The sequence below is a fragment of the Devosia sp. genome (assembly GCF_965229025.1).
In the GTDB taxonomy this organism is placed as follows: domain Bacteria; phylum Pseudomonadota; class Alphaproteobacteria; order Rhizobiales; family Devosiaceae; genus Devosia_A.
Genome location: NZ_OZ245853.1, coordinates 2,329,517 through 2,349,461, shown reverse-complemented (window position 1 = coordinate 2,349,461; position 19,945 = coordinate 2,329,517). Strand labels below are relative to the sequence as shown.

General features: G+C 62.8%; 14 protein-coding genes. 3 read left to right on the top strand and 11 right to left on the bottom strand.

From position 1 onward, the window contains the following. Window positions 1-35 precede the first annotated feature (35 nt). The 8 genes from ACO06J_RS11560 to ACO06J_RS11525 form a co-directional block, all read right to left on the bottom strand. Window positions 36-1,034, bottom strand: coding sequence for an ABC transporter permease (locus ACO06J_RS11560; RefSeq protein ID WP_421760864.1), 999 nt, complete (start codon window positions 1,032-1,034; stop codon window positions 36-38). Continuing rightward, a complete protein-coding gene (locus ACO06J_RS11555; protein ID WP_421760863.1) occupies window positions 1,031-2,581 on the bottom strand; it encodes a sugar ABC transporter ATP-binding protein in 1,551 nt (516 codons plus the stop codon). The genes ACO06J_RS11560 and ACO06J_RS11555 overlap by 4 nt, the downstream gene beginning before the upstream one ends. 79 nt (window positions 2,582-2,660) lie before the next feature. Continuing rightward, complete coding sequence (locus ACO06J_RS11550; RefSeq protein WP_421760862.1) at window positions 2,661-3,608, bottom strand: sugar-binding protein; 948 nt, start codon at window positions 3,606-3,608, stop codon at window positions 2,661-2,663. A gap of 349 nt (window positions 3,609-3,957) precedes the next feature. Further along, window positions 3,958-6,636: a GNAT family N-acetyltransferase gene (locus ACO06J_RS11545; RefSeq protein ID WP_421760861.1), complete on the bottom strand. Its 2,679-nt coding sequence runs from the start codon at window positions 6,634-6,636 to the stop codon at window positions 3,958-3,960. A gap of 166 nt (window positions 6,637-6,802) precedes the next feature. Further along, on the bottom strand, window positions 6,803-10,003 hold the full coding sequence (locus tag ACO06J_RS11540; RefSeq protein ID WP_421760860.1) for an alpha-mannosidase: 3,201 nt from the start codon (window positions 10,001-10,003) through the stop codon (window positions 6,803-6,805). Continuing rightward, window positions 10,000-10,812 carry a carbohydrate ABC transporter permease gene (locus tag ACO06J_RS11535; RefSeq protein ID WP_421760859.1) on the bottom strand — a complete coding sequence of 271 codons (813 nt, stop codon included), beginning with the start codon at window positions 10,810-10,812 and terminating at the stop codon, window positions 10,000-10,002. The genes ACO06J_RS11540 and ACO06J_RS11535 overlap by 4 nt, the downstream gene beginning before the upstream one ends. Further along, entirely contained in the window at window positions 10,813-11,703 is an 891-nt protein-coding gene (locus ACO06J_RS11530; protein WP_421760858.1) for a carbohydrate ABC transporter permease, read from the bottom strand. 88 nt (window positions 11,704-11,791) lie between these two features. Continuing rightward, entirely contained in the window at window positions 11,792-13,117 is a 1,326-nt protein-coding gene (locus ACO06J_RS11525) for an extracellular solute-binding protein (RefSeq protein WP_421760857.1), read from the bottom strand. A gap of 275 nt (window positions 13,118-13,392) precedes the next feature. Here ACO06J_RS11525 and ACO06J_RS11520 point away from each other — a divergent pair, with 275 nt between their 5' ends. Beyond that, window positions 13,393-14,430 carry a LacI family transcriptional regulator gene (locus tag ACO06J_RS11520; protein ID WP_421760856.1) on the top strand — a complete coding sequence of 346 codons (1,038 nt, stop codon included), beginning with the start codon at window positions 13,393-13,395 and terminating at the stop codon, window positions 14,428-14,430. Window positions 14,431-14,481: 51 nt separating this feature from the next. On the opposite strand, the gene ACO06J_RS11515 is transcribed toward ACO06J_RS11520, so the two are convergent. The 3 genes from ACO06J_RS11515 to ACO06J_RS11505 are packed head-to-tail and all read right to left on the bottom strand — an operon-like array spanning window position 14,482 to window position 17,589. Next, window positions 14,482-14,994 (bottom strand): flavin reductase family protein, encoded by a 513-nt coding sequence (locus ACO06J_RS11515; RefSeq protein WP_421760855.1) that lies wholly within the window; start codon window positions 14,992-14,994, stop codon window positions 14,482-14,484. 10 nt (window positions 14,995-15,004) lie between these two features. Then, the gene (locus tag ACO06J_RS11510; RefSeq protein ID WP_421760854.1) at window positions 15,005-16,558 is read right to left on the bottom strand and encodes an amidohydrolase family protein; all 1,554 of its coding nucleotides are present in this window, start codon (window positions 16,556-16,558) and stop codon (window positions 15,005-15,007) included. Continuing rightward, window positions 16,555-17,589 (bottom strand): questin oxidase family protein, encoded by a 1,035-nt coding sequence (locus ACO06J_RS11505; RefSeq protein ID WP_421760853.1) that lies wholly within the window; start codon window positions 17,587-17,589, stop codon window positions 16,555-16,557. Before ACO06J_RS11505 ends, ACO06J_RS11510 begins: the two co-directional genes overlap by 4 nt. Before the next feature lie 462 nt (window positions 17,590-18,051). On the opposite strand from ACO06J_RS11505, the gene ACO06J_RS11500 reads away from it, so the two are divergent. Next, the gene (locus tag ACO06J_RS11500) at window positions 18,052-18,870 is read left to right on the top strand and encodes an ABC transporter ATP-binding protein (protein WP_421760852.1); all 819 of its coding nucleotides are present in this window, start codon (window positions 18,052-18,054) and stop codon (window positions 18,868-18,870) included. 23 nt (window positions 18,871-18,893) lie between these two features. Further along, on the top strand, window positions 18,894-19,913 hold the full coding sequence (locus ACO06J_RS11495; RefSeq protein WP_421760851.1) for an ABC transporter substrate-binding protein: 1,020 nt from the start codon (window positions 18,894-18,896) through the stop codon (window positions 19,911-19,913). Window positions 19,914-19,945: the final 32 nt, after the last annotated feature.

The window sequence follows — 19,945 nt, the reverse complement described above, 5'->3', positions numbered from 1 at the left end:
CCCCCTGACGCCGCCCGCACCCGGCCAAGGCCGCACTACTCCGCCGGTGCGTCTTCGGGACGCGTGACCTTGGCCGCCTCGACAATGCGGCGCCGGTCGCGATAAGCCCCGAACTGTTGATCTGCGAGCACCCCGAGCAGGATCACCGACCCCATCACCGCAAAGTTCAGCGACGAGGGAATGCCGAGGAGGTTGACGAGGTTCTGCAACTCCTGCAGCAGCACCACTCCTAACAGCGCCCCGATGATCGAGCCTTCACCGCCGCGCAGCGAGAAACCTCCGAGCACCGCAGCGGCGATCGCATAGAGTTCGTAGAAATTGCCATGCGCCGACGGTGCGATCGAGCGGGTGTACATAGCGAAGTAAACTGACGAGATCACCGTCAGCACCTGGCAGATCATGTAAGCGCCGACGATCACCACGGTGGTCCGGATGCCCGAATAGCGCGCCGCCTCCTCGTTCTTGCCCACGGCGTAAAGGTAGCGCCCGAAGATCGACCGGTGCAGCACGACCCACATCACCGTCGCGACGATAATCAGCGCAATAAACGAGTTGGGCACCCCGAAACTGCGGCCGGCGGTGATGAACTCGAGTTCAGGAAACGTCTGCCCGAAGCCGAAGCCGGCGGTCGAGTCCCCGGTATAGAACCGCGCAAAGCCGCGATAGATCAGCAGGCCGCAGAGCGTCACGACGAAGGGCTGCATCTTCAGCCTTGTGATCAGCAGTCCATGCGCGAGCCCGATCAGCGCCCCAAGCGACAGCATCAGCGCCAGCGCTAGCGGCCACGGCACGCCGCGATTGGCGATCAGGTCGACGAACAGCACGCCGGTCAGCGCAATCACCGAGCCGACAGACAGCTCGATGCCGCCCGTCATGATGACGAAGGCCTGGCCCAGCGCGGAGAGCCCGAACATGCCCACGAGGTTTGCCGTATTGGCGAGGTTGATCGGCAGCAGGAACCGCGGATTGATCAGCGTGACCACCGCGCCCACCACGATGATCAGTATCAGAAGGCCAATGTCCTTCTTGGTCATGCCAGTTCCCCCTCACGCAGCGGCTTGCCGATGGCGAGCCGCATGACGTTTTCTTCACTGAATTGCGCGCGGCCCAGTTCCCCCGAGATCCGCCCCTCATGCATCACGGCGATCCGGTCGGAGACGCCAATGACCTCCTCCATGTCGCTCGAGATCATCATCACCGCGACGCCGGCGTCTGCCAGCCCGCGCATCAGCCGGTAGATTTCGGATTTGGCGCCCACATCGATGCCGCGCGTCGGCTCGTCGAAAATCATGATCTTCGGCTTCATCGCCAGCCATTTTCCTAGCACCACCTTCTGCTGGTTGCCGCCCGAGAGCGAACCGGCAAGCGTCGTGACCAGCGGCGCCTTGATCCCCAGCGCCCGCCGCTGCGTCTCGGCGGTGGCGTGCTCGCTCGTCTTGGTGACCATGAAATTGCGTGCGTGGTTGTCGAGGTCGGGCAGCGAGATGTTCTGCGCGATCGGCAGGTCCAGCAGCAGCCCCGCACCCTTGCGGTCCTCGGGCACGAGGAACACGCCCTGTGCCACCGCCTCCGATGCCTCGCGCGGCCGGAACCGCTTGCCATCAACCTCGAACACGCCGCCGAAGACCGGGTCGATGCCGAACATCGCGCGTGCCAGTTCCGTCCGCCCCGATCCCACGAGCCCGGCGATGCCGAGGATCTCGGCCTTGTAGAGTTGCAGGTTGACCTGCTGGCCCGGATAGGTCGACGTCCGGATGCCGGAAACCTGCATGGCGAGCGCTCCGCGCGCCGTCGGGGCCCCCGCATTCTGAACCTTGAGATCACGGCCGATCATCAAATTGACCATCCGGTCGTGCTCGATTTCGCTCTTTTCGAGCGTACCCGCCAGCGTCCCATCGCGCAGCACGATCACCCGGTCGGCCGCCCGCTCGATCTCGTGCAGGCGGTGCGAAATGAAGATCACGCTGATCCCATCGGCCTTCAGCGCTGCGATCACATCGAGCAGCTTGTCGGTCTCCGACAGCGGCAGGCTCGAGGTCGGCTCATCGAGGATGACGAGGCGGGCATTTGTCGACAGCGCCTTGGCGATCTCGACCATCTGCCGCTGCGCCAGCGACAGGGCGGAAAGCGGGGTCGACGGCTTGAACCCCGCACCAAGCCGCTCTAGCAGCGGCGCGGTCATTTCGCGTTGCTTGCGCGTATCGACGAGCTTCAGAAAGCCACCCGCCGCCGGCTCGCGTCCGATGAAAATGTTGGCTGCCACGTCGAGGTTGTCGAAGAGATTGAGTTCCTGGTGCACGAAGGCGATGCGCGCACCCATGCTGGACGCCACCGAAAGCGACCTATGCTCGAATCCATCGAGCGTGATTGTGCCGGAATCCGGTTCGATCACCCCGCCGAGAATCTTCATCAGGGTAGACTTGCCGGCCCCGTTCTCCCCTACGAGGCCGATCACCTCGCCCGGGTAGACGCTCATCGAAAAGTCCTTGAGGGCGACAACCCCCGGGTAGCTTTTGCGCACGCCTGAAAGGGTCAGGAAGGGCTCTGACGGAGCCGGTGCGACGGCGGCGGCACTGGTCATGATATACTGGTCCCGAACGACAGGAAGGTGGGCGGCCAGCCTATGGCCGCCGCCCACCTGCACAAAGAGGCTGGGCTTTTTACTTGCCCTGCATCGCCTTCAGGTTGGCCACATAGCCATCGACGTCGGCGGCGTGCAGGATCTGGCCGGGGACGATGATGACGCCATCAGCCGGAATGCCCGACTTGTCACCCTTGAGGTAGGCTGCCATCAGCTTGAAGCCCTGGTAGGCCCACTGGAACGGCTGCTGCACGACGGTGCCTGCAATCGAGCCGTCCTTGACGCCACCCAGCGTGATCGGATCATCGTCGAACGCAATCACAGTGATCTGGCCAAGCTTGCCCGCATTGCTGAGCGCCTGGTAGATCGCCGGAGTGCTGTACGAGTAGAAGCCCACCATGCAGGTGATGTCGGGGTTGGCCACCAGCACGTCTTCGACGTTCTTTTTGGCCGCCGTCTGGTCGCCGCCATCCGAACGGGTGTCGACGAGCGTGATCTGTGTGCCGGCAACGCCTTCGTTGAAGCCCTGCGCGCGTTCCTTGTAGTTGGCCGCATCGAGGTGGCCGACAAAGCCCATGCACTTGCCGCCACTCGGCATTGCCGCCTTGGCGATTTCGCCGGCCTGCTGGCCGAGCGACACGTTGGACGAGCCGATATAGGCGAGGCGCTTGCTCTGCGGCGCGTCGGAGTCGGTTGTGAACAGAGCCGTTTCACCGGCGATCTTGTTCAGGAAGTCGGTAGCACCGGGATCGATGGCCGAAACCATGATCGCCTTCACACCGGCCGTTACCAGGTCATCCATGATCTGGTTCTGGATCGCGACTGTCGACTGGTCCGGATATTTGAACACAAGCTGGTAGTCGGGCAGTTCTTCCTGGGCCTTCTTCATGCCGGCTTCCGCCGCTTTCCAGAAGTCGGCAGCGATGTTGACCACAAACGCCAGCTGCGGCTTGTCCTGGGCTACCGTCGGAGCAGCAAACATCATCGTGGCGGCCGCGATCGCGGCAGCCGAGGCAATATACTTCATGACTTTCCTCCCATTGATCCCTGCTCAGCAGGGTCTCTTGCGTTCCGCCTCGGTGGATCCGTTCCTCCCGTCCATCCGAGACATTACGCCGCACCAAATAGTCATATAATAGCGCGAGCCGAAAGTGGTTTTTTGTTTGCAAGTCAGCTTCAAATTACGTCGCACAAAGCAGCGCCGCCGCAAAAACGGCGCAAATTCGGCTACGTGCCAAGCAATTGCAGCGCCCAAAATTCCGTCCGGAACGCCGGCTGCTTGTCGAGTACGGACCGGCGTCTGTGGAAAACTCCGGCGCACCGAACGAAAATATAGAGCCAATTCAGCCCTCTAGCGCCAGTCGCAGCGGCGTCTTCTACATGTGCTTTCGCAAATCCAGCTCCACCTGCACCAGATCGGCTGCACCCGTAGCCGCCGCCTGGGTAAATCCGAGTGCCGCCGCCATCTGCAACATTGCTGTGTTCTCCCGCAGCACCGTGCCTCTGATACGGTGCAGGCCATCGGCCCGGGCATAGGCAATCAGGTGCCGCATCAGTCCCCGGCCGAGGCCGTTCCCCTGCAGATCCGAACGCACAAGGATGCCGAACTCGGCGGTCTCATGGTCCGGATCGGCGCTGATCCGAGCTATGGCGGCCAGCTTTCCGGATTGCGGGTTGAGCGCCACGAACGCCATTTCGCGGTCGTAGTCGAGCTGGCTCAGCCGCACCAGCATTTCGGACGAGATAGAGTTGGTCGGAACCAGGAAGCGGCGCCGCAGATCCTCCTGCGTAACGCGCTCGAGAAAGTCCGGATAGAGCAGCGCGTCCGCCGGGAGGATCGGGCGCACCTCGTAGCCGCCGTCACTGGCATCGATGCTGGTGTTCCAGTTGGTCGGGTAGGGCCGGATCACCAGATGATCGGGCGCCCCGGCGGCGCGCCCGATGTCGATCTGGATACGCGCGTCGAGCGCGATGGCTCCGGTCGCGTCGGCAAGCAGTGGGTTGATATCGACCGCGACGATCGCCGGAAAGTCGATCGCCAGTTGCGACAGGCCGGTGAGGGCTCCGATGATCGCGACCCGATCCGCCGGCTGGACATCTCTAAACCCGGCGAGAAGACGCGAAATCCGCGTCGCGTCGATCAGGTCTCCCGCCAGCACCTCGTCGAGCGGCACCAGCCCGGTCGCGGTGTCGTTGATCACCTCCACCCCCGTGCCGCCAGCGCCAAACACCACGATCGGACCGAAGCTTGCGTCAGTCGTGAGGCCGATCAGCAGTTCCTGGGCGCCGGGGCGCTTCACCATGGGCTGGACGGCAAAGCCGTCGAGACCTTCTGGATAGCGGGTCGTGACCCTCGCCGTGATCTGTTCGGCGGCCTCACGCGCCGCAATGGGTGTCGTGAGATTGAGCGCCACACCGCCAAGGTCAGATTTGTGCGTGATGGTTCGCGACAGCATCTTGACCACGACAGCGCCGTTCGTCTGCAGCATCCCTGCAGCGGCCCGCTCTACATCCTCAGGGCTCGTCGCCACCACGATCTGTGGCACCGCAATGCCATACGCCGCCAGCACCGATTTTGCCTCGGGTTCGGTAAGAATGGCGCGCCCTTCGCTGGCTGCCGTCTCAAGCACACGCGCTGCTGCAGCCTTATCAGGCTCACGTCCCTGCGTAGCGGCGGGAATGCGCTCCAGTTGCCGGCGCAACTCGGACCAGCGGGTCAGGAGCGACACCCCTTCGGCCGCCGCCGTGGGTGTATTGACCGTGGCGACCCCAGCGCGCCGGAGGATGGCGCGAGCCGGCTCTGCCACCTCGGCGCCGAGCCAGCAGGCCAGCAGCGGCTTGCCGTTGACCCGCCCGGCCTCCGCCAGCCGGCCCACCGCGTCTGCGGCCGCCAGCGGTGAAGCCACAGCAGTAGGGCAATTCATAACGAGGATCGCGTCAACGCCGGGATCGTCAGCCACAGCCGCGATGGCGGCCGTGTACCGTTCCGGCGGCGCATCGCCGATGATGTCCACCGGATTGCTGCGCGACCAGGTCGCGGGCAGCGCCGCATCCAGGTGCGCCATTGTTTCTGGCGAAAGCTCGGCAATGCTGGCCTTGCGATCGATCAGTTCATCGACCACCAGCACACCGGCGCCTCCGCCATTGGTGACGACCGCCACGCGACCTGAGCGCAGCGGCGAAAAGCGCGCGGTGATCTCGGCGGCGTAGAACAATTGCTCCAGTTCCTTGACCCGGATCACGCCGGCTCGATGCAGTGCCGCGTCCACCACATTGTCCGCGCCGGCCAGCGATCCGGTATGCGTCATCGCCGCCTTCGCCGCCTCAATGTGACGGCCGGGCTTGATCGCGATCACCGGTTTGATGCGGGCCGCCGCCCGCGCCGCGGACATGAACTTGCGCGGCGCCGGGATCGATTCAAGATACATCAGGATCGCTGAGGTCTCGGGGTCAGCTGCCAGCCAGTTGAGGCAATCGCCGACGTCGACGTCCGCCATGTCGCCCAGCGACAGGATCTGTGAAAATCCCACGTCCTCCGCTGCCGCCCAGTCGATCACCGACGAGACGATAGCGCCCGATTGCGAGATCAGACCGAGCTTGCCCGGACGCGGCGCCAGATGCGCAAAGCTGGCATTGAGCGCCACATGCGGAGACAGCAGGCCGATGGTGTTCGGCCCGATGATCCGCATCAGATGCGGCTTTGCTGCGTCGAGCATCGCCTGCCGCAACCCGTCGGTCGCGCCAACGCCAGCGGTGATGACTACGGCGGCTTTGCACCCCACTGCACCCAGCTCGGCAATGAGACCCGGCACCGTCGAGGGCGGCGTCATGATAATGGCGAGATCAGGGGGCGCTGGCAGGTCGGAAGGGCGGTGGTAACAGCGCAGCCCCTCGATCACGTCATACTTGAGGTTCACCGGATAGATTGTGCCGGCAAAGCCACCCCTGATGATGTTCCGCAGTACCACCGAGCCGACAGCACCCTCGCGGTTCGAGGCACCTACCACAGCCACAGACTGCGGCCTGAAGCCCAAATCCAGATTTCGAACCGTCATCGCTGTACCTCTGAGTCACTGTGGCGGCATCCTCACCACGCCGCACGCGCCAAGGGCTTGATTGAGATCAAGTCCCTGACCCTCCATTGAGAATGGTGTCGAGCCGACAAACGACAAGGGGCGCGGGCCCATCAGGCGCGCACCCCTCAAATGGTGTTGGCGAAAATCAGGCCGACGCCGCGACCTCGATCAGCACCGTCGCGATCTCGAACGGGCGGAGTTCGAGCGTAATGGTGTTGTCCACCACCTCGAGCACCGGCCCGGGCTGCTCTTCCATCAGGTTCACCAATCGCGCCGAAGCAACCGGCAGGCCGAGCGTGATCGTCGTCTTGGCGCGGCGGTTGGCGTGTTCGAACACGCGCAGCACTAGGCCGTCGCCCTTCTCCGCCTTCTTGATCGTCTCGATCGTCACATTGTCCGCATCGCTGCTGGCAAAGCTGAATGTCGAGGCTGGGGCAGGGGCACCGGGTTGGGGCGTGCCCACGAGGCGAACCGGGTTATTAAGCCGCTCCGCTGCGCGGTGCACCTGCTCCAGATCGCTGGTGCCGGCGTGCACCAGCAGCGCATAGCGCAACCGGTGCGTACCGACGTCGGCCTGCGGGTTGGGGTTAAGCGCCCCACGCACCAGCGTCAGGCGGAGCATCTGCTCCACCGCGTCATACGCATATTTGCAGTCGTTGAGCAGCGCCGCGCCGAAATCCGGCTCGCTCATGTCGATCCAGCGATGCATTGAGGCTTCGAACCGCGCCTTGTCCCAGCTGGTATTGCGATGCGTGGCACGTTTCACATGGCCAAACTGGATTTCCGACCGGATCTCCGAGACGTTGAGATCGAGCGGGAACAGGGCTTTGACGACCGTCGCCTTCTCCTGCCAGTCGATAAAGGTATCGAACTCGACCTGGCGCGCCCCATCGGCGAGCGAGATGACCTGCACGAAACGCGACTTCTGGTAGCTGCGCTCGATGCGGATCGCGGCCCGGTAGGGACCGGTCTCGACCACCTCGATTTTGGCCGGCTTGTCCGAAAGCGACCACGACTGCTCCTCGAAATACCAGTCGATGTCCCAGGCGTCCCAGTTCATCGATTTGTCTTCATAGGCGACGAGCCGGTTGGCGGTCTGTCCGCGCTGGATCAATTCACGCTTGCTGGCCTTGTCGAACACCGAAGTGATCTCGCCCGCCTTGTCGAAACTGACGCGCAGCAGGGCGTTTTCGAGGTGGCTGGCGGACACCCACAGCTGCGACGCGGATGCTGCCGCGCTTGCTGCGAGACTCACACCGGCCCAGCCCAAAGAGGGCAAGCCGGCGATCGGCGCCGCGACCTGGGTCTCCCCACCCGCGCCGACGATCGTCTGCAGCGGACGTGTGGTGTCTCCGACCACCAGCGCCTTGCCAGCAAGGCCAGTCGCGTCCAGCGTCACGAGTTCGCCATCGCGCGGCTGCGAGATGAAGTTGACGAGCCGGGCTTGATCCCGCGGCAGTGCCATCGCAGCGCGCGCCGCCGAGAGCAGGGGGCCATTCTCCGAGGCCAGCGTGCCGAACAGCTCGCCATACTCAGCATCGGAGTCGACATAGACTTCGGCAATCGAGGTGCCGGGCAGGATGTCGTGGAACTGGTTGATCAGCACCGTTTCCCACATCGTGTTGATCTGCTCGGCCGGATAGTTCTGTCCCGCCATGGCGTGGGCGAGGGCACTGACGAATTCGAGCTCCCGCATCTCGCGCTCGGCGCGCCGGTTGTTGGCCTTGTTCTTGGCGACCGTGGTCAGCGTGCCGCGATGGTATTGCAGGTAGAGCTCGCCATTCCAGCGCGGAAACTTCTCCGCGTTCTCGTCCATGCGCTTGCCCAGCCGGTCGAGGAACGGCACGATGCCTTCCATCCGTACCTTGGGCGCACCAGGAATGCCGCGCTCGAGCCGGATGCCGCGCTCGATCATGGCGCGGGTAGGGCCGCCACCGCCATCGCCATAGCCGTAGCAGATGACGATCTCGTTGTTGGCCTTCTTGGGTTCGTAACGCTTCCACGCCCCCATCACCTCGCTGACCGACAGGTCGGAATTGTAGGTGGTGAAGATCTCGTTGCTCTCGAGGCGCTGCGTGGTGATCAACTGCGCCTTGGTCTCGGTGCCGTCGATGCCGCGCCAGAAGAACGTGTCGTAGGGGTGCCGGTCGGTGTCGTTCCAGCTCAGCTTGGAGGTAATGAAATACTCAAGTCCCGAGCGCTCCATGATCTGCGGCAGGTTGGCCGAATAGCCGAACGTGTCCGGCAACCAGACGCACTTGGGAACGATGTTGAACTCCTCGAGATGGAAGCGCCGCCCGCGCATAATCTGGCGCACCAGCGACTCGCCCGAGACGATGTTGACGTCCGGCTCGACCCACATCGCGCCCTCGATCTCGAACTGGCCCGACTTTACCTTCTCCTTAAGCTTCGCCCAGATCTCGGGATAGTCGGTCTTGAGGAAGTTGAAGAGCACCGACTGGTTGTACATGAATACAAAGTCAGGGTACTCGGCCATCAGGTTCATCACCGTGGCAAAACTGCGGCCAGTCTTGTCCCGCGTGTGCATCACCCGCCACAGCCAGCCCACGTCGAGATGGGTGTGTCCCACCGCCGTCGCCACCGGCTGCACCTCGGTATCGACGAGGTCGTAGATCTTCGCCGCAATCGCCTCGGCCGCCGAAAGGCTCGCCTCCAGCTCAGGCGTCACTGCCCCACGCCGGTCCAGCGCCCGCAATCCCTCATCGACGAGGTTCATGATCGCATGCCGCCGCGCATCGGTCTGCGGCAAGCCCGTCGCCACTTCGAGTGGCGTCATCAGGTCGAAATAGAGCTTTTCCACCCGCTCGTTACGGACCAGATACTCCACCTGGAACCCCGCCAGCGGCCGGTCAAAGAACGTAAAGGCGTTGACCAGCAACAGGTTTTTGCTGCCCGGCACCGCGTTGCGGGTAATCACCAGTTCATTGTGGTTGCCATCAAGCGCCTGCGCCACGTGCCAGTCGAGATAGGCGAGACATTGCGGGTCGGTCGAGCCCGGGCGGTGCTGCCACTGCGAGGTAAAGCGCAGCACAAAGGTCTTGCCCGCAGCCTCCGGCGGCACCTCGATTTCGGCCGCAAACCATGTGTGGCCCTGCTTCTTGCTCCACACGGTGCGCTGAGTGAATGCTGGCCAGTCCTGCCACCGCGCCCCAAGCGCCTCCGCAGCGCTGAGATCGGCCTCCTGATAGCGCCAGGCGATCTCACCCGGCACTGGCGTCAGGATCTTGGCTTGCAGATCCGCGCACAGGCGCATCAGTTTGCCCTCCTGCTTGACGTCATCGTCCAGCAGCCCGAGGGCCTGCTTGAGGGGGTTCGAGAAACTCATCCTTTAACTCCAACACCGGCGAATCCCGTGTTCATGTTTCGCCGCAACAGGAAATAGACGCCGACCGCCGGCGCTGCGTAGAGAATTGAAAACGCTGCAAGAAAGCCGTAGTCGACGGCCCCGTTCTGCCCGAAGGCAGCGTAGAGGCCGACCGACATAGGAAAGCCCGCTTCGGTGCGTGAAAAGATCAGCGGCAGCAAGAACTCGTTCCAGGCGCCGGTGAAGGTGAAAAACCACACCACCGCGATGCCGGCCCTCGACATCGGCGAGACCACCTGCACGATGATCTGCCAAAGGCTCGCGCCATCGACAAAGGCCGCCTCCTCAAGCTCGATCGGCACCGTGTCGAAGAAGTTCTTCAAGAGCAGCAGCGTGAACGGCAGGTTGAGGATGGTGAGTGCCAGAATGATGCCCATCGTGTTGAGCAGCCCGGCCGATTGCGCCGTGAAATAGAGCGGCACGATGACACCGGTCGAGGGCAGCATGCGCAGCAGCACCAGCAGCCACAGGAAGGTGTTCTTGCCCGGAATGTTCATCCGGCTCAGCGGGTAGGCAGCGGCCGCTGCGACAATGACCGTGAGCGTCGCAGTGCCTGCCGCCAGAAACAGCGAGTTCATGAACTGCCGTCCGGCATTGCCGCTGATCGCTTCAACAAAATTGTCGAAGCCGAGGCTGGATGGAACGCGTAGCACACCGTTCGCCGACGGGTCGAATGCGTTGGTGAACAGCCACAGGAACGGGCTGACCCAGATAATCGCCATGAAGCTCAATGCAATGGCGAGCGGGCGGGAAAGACGGGTGCTGTCCATTTACTTGGGCTCCCTCAGAAGGCGGATGTAGAGCAGGGAAAGCACCCCGACGATGGCCAGCATCGCCACCGAGATGGCACTGCCGTAGCCGAGTTTGCCGATCTTGAAGCTCTGCTCATACATGAAGATGGCGAGCACCTTGGTCTGCGAGCCGGGGCCGCCCCCGGTCAGCGCGTAGATCAGCGGGAAATACGTGAAGGTCCAGATGGTGATGAACAGCAGGTTGGTCGCGATATGCGGCCTTATGATCGGCAGCACCACCTGCCAGGTGCGCTGCCAGGCCGTCGCACCGTCCACTTTGGCGGCTTCCACGATCTCTTTGCCGACAGAGTCGAGCGCGGCGATGAACAGCAGGTAGCTCCAGGCCGTGCCTTTCCAGATGTTGGAGAGGATCGCCACCTGCAGCGCGAAATCATTGAGGAAATTGATCGGCTGCATCCCGAACGGCGTCACCACGAGGTTGTTAACGAGGCCGGTCTTCGACGTCGTCGCCGACCACAGGAACGCCGCCACGATGTCTGGCAGCAGCCAGCCCAGCATGATCGAGACTTCCACCACACTGCGCAGCATGCCGCGATTGGTGCGGAGCGCGCTGGCGAGAAGGAACCCAAGGACCGACTGGCCGACAATGGCCGAAAAGAAGGTGAAGTTGATCGTCGTCCAGAGCGCCTCAAGGAAGCCCTTGCGGTTGAACAGGCGCTCGTAATTGTCGAGTCCAACCCAGCTCCAGTCGACCGACTTCTTTCCGACGAGTTCAAGGTTGGTGAAGGAGAAGGCGAAGGCCCAGCCGGTGAAATAGACCAGCGCACCAATCAAGATGACTGCGGGCAAGAGCCCGGCAAGCAGGAGCCAGCCATTGGAGGCCAGCCAGGGGCGCATCTGGCGTTGCATTGATGAAAATCCGAAAACGGGGAAGGCCGGGAGGCGACGCAACTTAAGGTCAGTCGCGCCGCCCCGGGAGGAGCCGGAGTATTGGCCCTTATTCGTAGGTCATGACGTTTTCTTCGCCGAATTCGTCGATGAGCCCTGCCTTGTACTCGGCAATCGCATCTTCAACCGATGAGCCGTCGAGGATCGCAGCCGTCATGTTCTGCACCAGGGCAGAAACGCGCTGGTAGCCCGGGTAGGTATCGCGACCAGTCGTCTCGGCAGCCATTGCGGTGGCCTTGGCGAGGTAGGCGTCGGCCGTGTACTCGGGCGACTGAGAGATGTCGGTACGGACCGCCATGCGCTTGTTGGCAACCGTCCAGGTCGTGAAGTTGCCCTTGTCGAAGATCGTCGTCAGCAGCTTCTGAGCCGCTTCCTTGTTCGCCGATTTGGCATTGATGCCGATGGCCCAGCCACCCGAAATATTGGTGGTTGCCTTGGTGCCGGGCTGGCCCGAACCTGGCCACGGAGCCCAACCGAGGATCGCGTCACGATCGGCCGGAGCCGGCGCATTCACGCCGTTGCAGTCCCACATGCACGCATATTCCCACGAGCCGGATGCAAGGATGCCGAGCTTGTTGCCGAGCATTTCCTGGTGCACGGCAGCGCCGATATCGGTGGCGTAGTTGATGGCCTTACCGGCAAGCTTCTGGTCTTGATAGACCTTTTTGTAGAGTTCGAGCGTACGACGAAGCGCCGGGCTGTCACCGATCCACTTGCCCTCTTTCCAGTTGCGGAGCCGGTTGCGATCGCCATCGGGCGTGTCCGCGCCGAGGAGCGCCATGTAAAAGCCCTGCATGGTTGCAGCTTCGCCCTGCTTGGTGCCGGCGGGCAGCAGGAACGCGTCTTCAACGCCGGTCTTGTCCTTGATTGTCTGCGCGGCAGCCAGCACGTCGTCCCAGGTCTTGGGCGCCCACGGCGTTGCAATGCCCGCCTGCTTGAACAGCTCCATGCTGTACCACAGCATGCGCACGTCGGTGTCGGTGGGCAGCGCGTAGACGTGGCCGTCATAGCTTACCACGTCGAGCAGACCCTTCATGTAACTGCCATACTGGTCCCAAATGGTGGCGAGGCTGTCGAGCGGCTCGACATAACCGGCTGATGCCAGTTCCGAGACCACGAAGCTGTCCATCTGGATGACGTCTGCGGCGGTGCCGGCCGACAGATCGAGCGCCACGCGTTCCACATAGCCGTCGCCCGGCAGCTTGATCGCATTGACCTTGTCGCCGGTTGCGGCCTCATAGTTCGCAATGCCCGGCTCGACCAGCGAGGCCAGCCAGTCTGCATACATGATTGATACTTCGGCGTGGGCCGGCATGGCCATGGCAGCCGAAAGCATAAGTGTGGCGATCGACGTCGCCAGTCTTCCCATACGCATCAAAAAATCCTCCTCTTTGCGACCGCAAGGCCTGCGCTCGCCGTCCGTGTGTGCCGGACATGCCCATAGCTAAGCGCATTTTTTGCAACGTTGCAATAGGACTGCATTGCAGCCATGCCGATACGAATGACAGACAAAAAATGATAAAGAACAATTCGTTATGAAGATATTGATGGCGCGGTCTTCCTTTGACACCAACGAAAAAATGTATCGTTGCAAAAACTGCGTAACTGGGATTTTCTGCTAGTGTTCAGGGGAGTCCCCAGCAGGGCGAAATGACGAAGACTGGAAAACCAGCGGACGGGCCGAGCCAGAGTGGAGGGCGCGCCACGCTCAAGACCATCGCGCAGATGACAGGCTTAAGCCTGTCGACGGTGTCGCTTTCATTGCGTGGCGGGTCGACGCTCAAGGAAGAAACCCGCCTCAAGGTGGCCGAGGCGGCGAGGGCCGTCGGCTATGTTCCGGACCGCGCCGGCGTACGTCTGCGCACCGGCAAGACCAACGTCATCGCGCTGGTGCTGGATGGCGCCGAGGACTCGATCAACTACGCCAGCCACCTGATCCGCGGGATTGGCAACGCCATCGCCGGAACCCGTTACCACCTGACCGTGATGCCAGAATTCGAGCGCACCGATACGGTCGAGACCATCAAGTACATCCTCGATGGTCGCACCGCCGATGGGGTGATCATCACCCATACCTCGCCGCGCGATCGGCGGGTGCAACTGCTGCTGGATGCGGACTTCCCGTTCGTCAGCCACGGCCGGACCGACTTCTTCGATCCGCATCCTTTCCATGACTATCACTCGGAAGCGTTCGTCACGCTGGGCGTGGCGCGCCTTGTCGCCCGGGGCTGCCGACGCCTGATGCTGATTGCCCATGACGACCGCACCTCCAACCACCATAACATCGTCACCACGTTCATGCGCGAGGCGGCCAAGGCGGGCCTCGACGCGGAGGTGGTAGAGGGACGAATCGCCGGTGGCGAGGTGCCGCAGATGCGCGATTTCGGTCAGCAGCTGGGGCGACGCGACAACCGGCCCGACGGCATTCTCTGTGACAGCGAACTGCGCGCTATCGCGCTGATCAGCGGTCTGCAGGACCAGGGCGTGATGCTCGGAGCAGGGGTCGAAGTCATCAGCAAGGAGACTTCCGGAATGCTCGCTGCCCTGTTTCCGAAGGCCGACAGCATCGAGGAAGATGTGTACGCAGCCGGCAGGGAGCTCACACGCCTGTTGATGCTGCGCATCAGCGGGGAAGACCCTCAGAAGCTGCAGACTCTGGGGGAACCTATCCCGCGTTGGCGCAGCTGACGGCAGCTCACACCATCCTGCGCGCAACAGCAGACCTAGCTCTCGCCGGGTCTAGGACAGCTGGCGAAACTGGCGGTCAAAATGCACCAGCGGCGCTCCGTCACCCACCAGTGTCAGGTCCGGGCAGGCGAGGAAGATCTCGTGCGTCGAGTACGCGATCCGCTCAACGACCCTGCAATCGAAGGCCGCAAGGGCCTTGTTGAGGATCGGCGGCGCATCGGCCCTTAGCTGCCACTGACTGTCGGTGAAGCGCTCGGCGCGTCTTTCGGCAGTGGTGAACCGTTCAAGCACATCCCGATGGTCAGAGCCGAGGATGTTGACGCAAAATCGGCCGTTTGCAGCGATCGTCTGGTAGGCCGACGACGATCGGCTGATCGACACCAGCAAGGTTGGTGGATCAATGCTGACCGAGCAGACTGCCGTCGCGACCAACCCCACCGGCTCGCTGCCCGTCCCGCCAGTGACGATGCAAACGCCCGACGCCAGCCTTCGCATTCCGGCACGGAATGTCTCGCTGGCGTCCAAAGTTACTGCATCCTGGCGGATAGGGGTGATGGCTGTCACGGGAGGGGCCTCAACCGTTCATGGCGTTGTAGCGGTAGGGTCGGTAGCTGCCCGACGGCGTGTGGGCCCGGTTGAAGGCCTCGATGTGGGGCTGGATCGCTGCAACCATCGCGCGTGCCTCGACCTCAGCCGCACTGGCAGGCCGGTCGAGCCGAGCCTTGATCTCCGCCAGCACGGCGTCGCGATCAACTCCGATGGCTCGCCCCTTGTCGACCACCAGCTTGCCCGCAACGAACACCTGATCCACGGCCGCTTTGGTGGCGCGCAGCACCACCGCATCCACCATGGCCGTATCCGGGTCGAGCCACGGCCGGGCCACCGCATCACGCGACAGCAGCACGATATCGGCCTCTTGGCCTGGCTCCAGCCGGCCGACGGTGCCGCCAAAGCCCGCTGTGCGTGCGCCGTGTTCGGTCGCCATCTGCAGGATATGCCCGGCGCCGGGGCGGTCGTTCCATAGCCCGGTCTCGCGGTGTAGCGCCCAGGCGAGCTTCATTTCCACCAGCATGTCGCGATCGTCCATGATGTTGGATTGGTCGATCCCCAGCGCCACCATCACGCCGCGCTGCCGCAACTGGTTCACCGGCGCAATGCCGCTGCCCAGCCTGAGACCTGAGCTCGCATTGTGGCAAACGCTGCACCCGCACTCCGCGAGGCGGTCGAGGTCATCGCGGCTCATCCAGTTGCCGTGCCCGAAGGTCAGTTCAGGCCCGAGGCAGCCAAGCGCGTGCAGATGTGCTACCGCCGAGCGACCGTATCGTTCCTGCGCAAACAGCGCCTGCCGCTCGGTTTCGACCAGATGCATATGAAGGTTCGCGCCTTCTGCCCGCGCCGTCTCGACAATCAACTGCAGGCTGTCGTCGGTCATCCAGTGGAGGTTCGCCGGCGCCAGGTGGTGCCGCACCAACGATCCGGCCTTTGCCGCCCATTTCGCCTTGCTCTCTTTGAAGAACGCCATGTACTCGGCGGTCGGTGTCAGTGCCGAGCTGATCCGCGGTTCGAGCCACGCCCGGAGGGGGGCAGGGAGGGTTGCCATCACCTCGGCATCGTCGTTGTAGGTCAAGACATTGCGGTCGCGCATCATGAACGAGAAGCCCGCCCGCATGCCGATTTCGCGGTAGGCGCCGATGACGCTGTCGACCGTGTCGTCCCATTCATCGGGATTCGGTGAGAGCCCGCCATGGATGTGGTGGACGGTCGTCGTGCCACTCTCCAGCATCTCGATGGCCGAATAGAGCGTGTCGAGCCGGTCGCCGACCCCGCGCATGGCGCGAAACTGCGGCAGCCACAGCTCAAGCGGCGCGAACGGTACGCCCATCATCAGCGGCGTCAGGCCGGAGTGGTGGTGGCTGTTGACCAGCCCCGGCATGGCGATCATGCTAGGCGAACCGTAGCGTTTGAGACCCCCGCTATTGCTGCCCACCGCGGCCAGTGGCCCGATCTGGGCGATCTTGCCCTCATGCACCCAGATCGCCACATCGTGCCGCATCTGCATTTTGCCGCTGGCATCGAGCCCACACAGAACCGTGCCCGCCTCGATGATACAGCTTTCAGTCGTGGTCATGCGTAAGCCTTGACAAGGCCGACGCGGCGAGCGGCGGCGAGTTGATAGAGCGGATCACCATATACCTTCATCTCTTCGCTCGCTGAAAAGACGAGGCTGATATCGTGCTCATCGTAGGAACTGGCGGCGGCGGCCTTTATCTCGGCCCAGTCCGGCACCGGTAGTTGGCGCCAGCGCTCGAGCGTCTCGGCATCGGGCAGCACGGGAAACCGCATCTCACCCATCAGCGCAGCCACGCACTGCCAGAAGTGCCGCAACAGGACATCCGGGGTCTCGCAATAGGGCAGTGTCAGCCGCGTCCAGTGCATGCCGGTAACGGCGTGAAGCGCGCAGAAATCCTGCGTTGCGGCAAACAGCGCGATGGAGGCGGCGGCCAGCTTTCTTGGAGTTTCGGGGGTGATTTCGAGCCAGTCGATGACCGGCGCAAAGGCAGGTGTCTGGCCGTTCTCGCTCATGTTTTGCCAAAGGAGTTCGTGCATCGGCAAACCGTGGAGGGCGTCGACGGCTGCAACACGCTGCAGGACCTCGACGGGGTCGTCGGTCAGAGGCGCTACTCCTGTGGAACGGGGCATCTCGAAGCCCGATGCGGCCCAGTAAGAAAGGGCAATGCCGATGTCGATGGGGTCACGCCGAATAAGACCATAGGCGGTCCGCATCAGCGCATGCAGCGCGCTGGCGCCCACATATGGGGCTAAGGTCGGCAGATAGGTCCGCAGTGCGCCATCGATACCAAGTGCGGAAACTTCCTTCGAAAAGAATACCCGAAGGTCCGCTTCCCGCTCGCGTTGCCCAATCGCATCGGTCCAGTTTGAGGTGTCGAGCGCTGCCACTGTCGGACCAACGACAAACAACTCCTTGTAGTCGCGATAGTGCTCGAAGAAGTCGCGCAACCGCTCCCCGGAGCCGCCCAGACGGTCGAGTGCGACCAGCACCATCGGCGCATGATTGGCGTAGGTCCGGGCAAACTCCGATCCCCATGCCGGCATCTCGTCCATGATGCTGTCCAGCGTGGTGGTCGCATCCAGGCTCATTGCAAACTCCTCGAGCGTCTTGCTTGAAACGATAGGGGCAATGGCGAGAAACGCAATCGGGGTTTCGAACGCAGGTCGAGATGCCGCACAGGCAGAAGAAGTGTTTAATTTCAGCGGGTTAGAACGCAGATTCCTCCCGCGTTGCCGCTTGGGCAACGGCGGATGCGGGGAAAAGGGGCGGGCATGGCAGCCCTGCAATCCCGCTCCGGATCGCTGAATCGACTGCAAAGCTTGACGATTTCCCACAGTCTCGCACCCGTTGCCGAAAACGCAACGGCACGTGATGCAAATGCGCACTTGTAAGCGCTGTGAACAATTGCTTACGCTTTGGTCGTCACTCAGCGATCGCCTAAAAAAGCGCCAAAGCTGTTGATTTGGCGCGGCGTCAGACCGGGCACAAACCCTGAATTGGGAGGAAAGAGATCAAGTTCGGCGCCCAGACGGCGCAGGAAGCGAGCATGCGTGGCCGAACTGGCGAGTGAATTCGGAATGGTTGCTGACCACGTTGGCATGGTCTATCGCCGCGGCAACCAGGAAACCCAGGCCCTCGTCGATTGCTCGCTGACCGTGCCCCGGGGCACCTGGACCTCGCTGATCGGTGCTTCCGGCTGTGGTAAATCCACCCTGCTGCGCATCTTTGCCGACATCGTCAAACCGACGCACGGCGCGGCGAGTCTCCATGGTGTGTCGCCGGCCGAAGCGCGCGCCAATCGGATATTCTCGATGGTGTCGCAGCAATCGACCATGCTGCCGTGGCGCAAGATCATGGAAAATGTCGAACTCGGGCTCGAAGTGGCCGGCGTCGACAAGGCTGCGCGCCGGAAGGCAGCGCAGGAGGCGATCGATCTGGTCGGCCTGCGCGGCTTTGAAAAAGCCTACCCATCGGAACTGTCGGGAGGCATGCGGCAGCGCGCGGCCATCGCCCGCGCCCTGACCCTTAAGCCACAGTTTCTCCTTATGGATGAACCGTTTGGCGCGCTCGATGAACTGACCCGCGAAAAACTCAATTTTGAGCTGCTCCGCATCCTCAAGGAAACCGGAGCGACGCTGCTCCTCGTCACGCACTCGATCAGCGAGGCGATCATCCTGTCGGATCAGGTGGCGGTGATGACGCCCCGCCCGGGTCGCATCTCACGCCTTGTCGATATCGGCTTCGGCCATGCGCGCTCGGCGGCCATGCGCGATGACCCGCGTTTTGCCGCCTACGAAACCGAACTCCGCCATTCGCTCTACGGCACGCCTGTCGCGAGCCCAGCGGAAGCCAACCAGACCTACGCCTGAACCCGAACCCAGGAGACGACCCAATGCGCCTATCCACTCTGCCTTTGCTCCGACACCTTGCTACCGCCGCGCTGCTCTCCACTGTCATCGCCACCGGGGCCATGGCGCAGGACAAGACCAAGCTCACCGTGGTGCTGGGCTATGTGCCCAATGTCGAGAGCTACGGACCGATCTACGCCAAGGCCAAGGGGTTCTTCGACGAAGCCGGGCTCGATGTGACGCTGGTTCCGGGCGGCAATGGTGTCGATAGCCTGCAGATGATCGATTCCGGCCTTGCCCAGATTTCCATCGGCGGCTCGGACGCTGTTATCGCCGCGGTCGACAAGGGTGTTGCGCTCAAGGTCTTCGCTGCTGAGTTCCAGTTCTCGCCGGTCGCCATGACCTGCCGCGAAGATTCCGGCGTTACCGAGCCTTCGATGCTCAAGGGAAAGCGGCTCGGTATCAAGCAGGCCGCGCAGCTTTATGCCGAGACGTTCCTGTCGAAGAACGGCCTCACCATGGCGGACATCACGCCGACCACGATCGGCGGCTCGGACGTCTCGACCATCATCGCCGGCAAGGTCGATTGCATGATCACCACCTTCGCCTTCAACGAGCCACGGCTGATCGCCAATGCTGGTGTGCCGGTCAAGGTGCTGCGCCTGGGTGACTACGGCCTCAACTCGCAGCCTGACGCCTATGCCGTGACGCAGGCCTTCTACGATACCCCCGGCAACAAGGAAATTCTCGCCAAGTACCTGACGGCCGAGGCCAAGGCTTGGGACGAACTGTTCAAGGATCCCGCTGCTGGTGCCAAGTTCATCGTCGAGGGCGGCTTCAACGACGGCCTCGATATCGACCAGCAGACCTTCCAGGCCGAGCAGCAGGTGACCTACATGGTCAGCGCCCTGACCAAGGAAAAGGGCATTATGTGGCTCGACCCCAAGACCTGGGCCGAGAACGCCGCCAACGCCCTTGCGGCAGGTTCGACCACCAAACTCGTCGACCCCGCATCCTTCCTCACCACAGAAATCCTCGAGGCCTCGACTCTGCCGAAATACTGATCCGACGCCTCAACATCGGCGGGCGCTCTCGG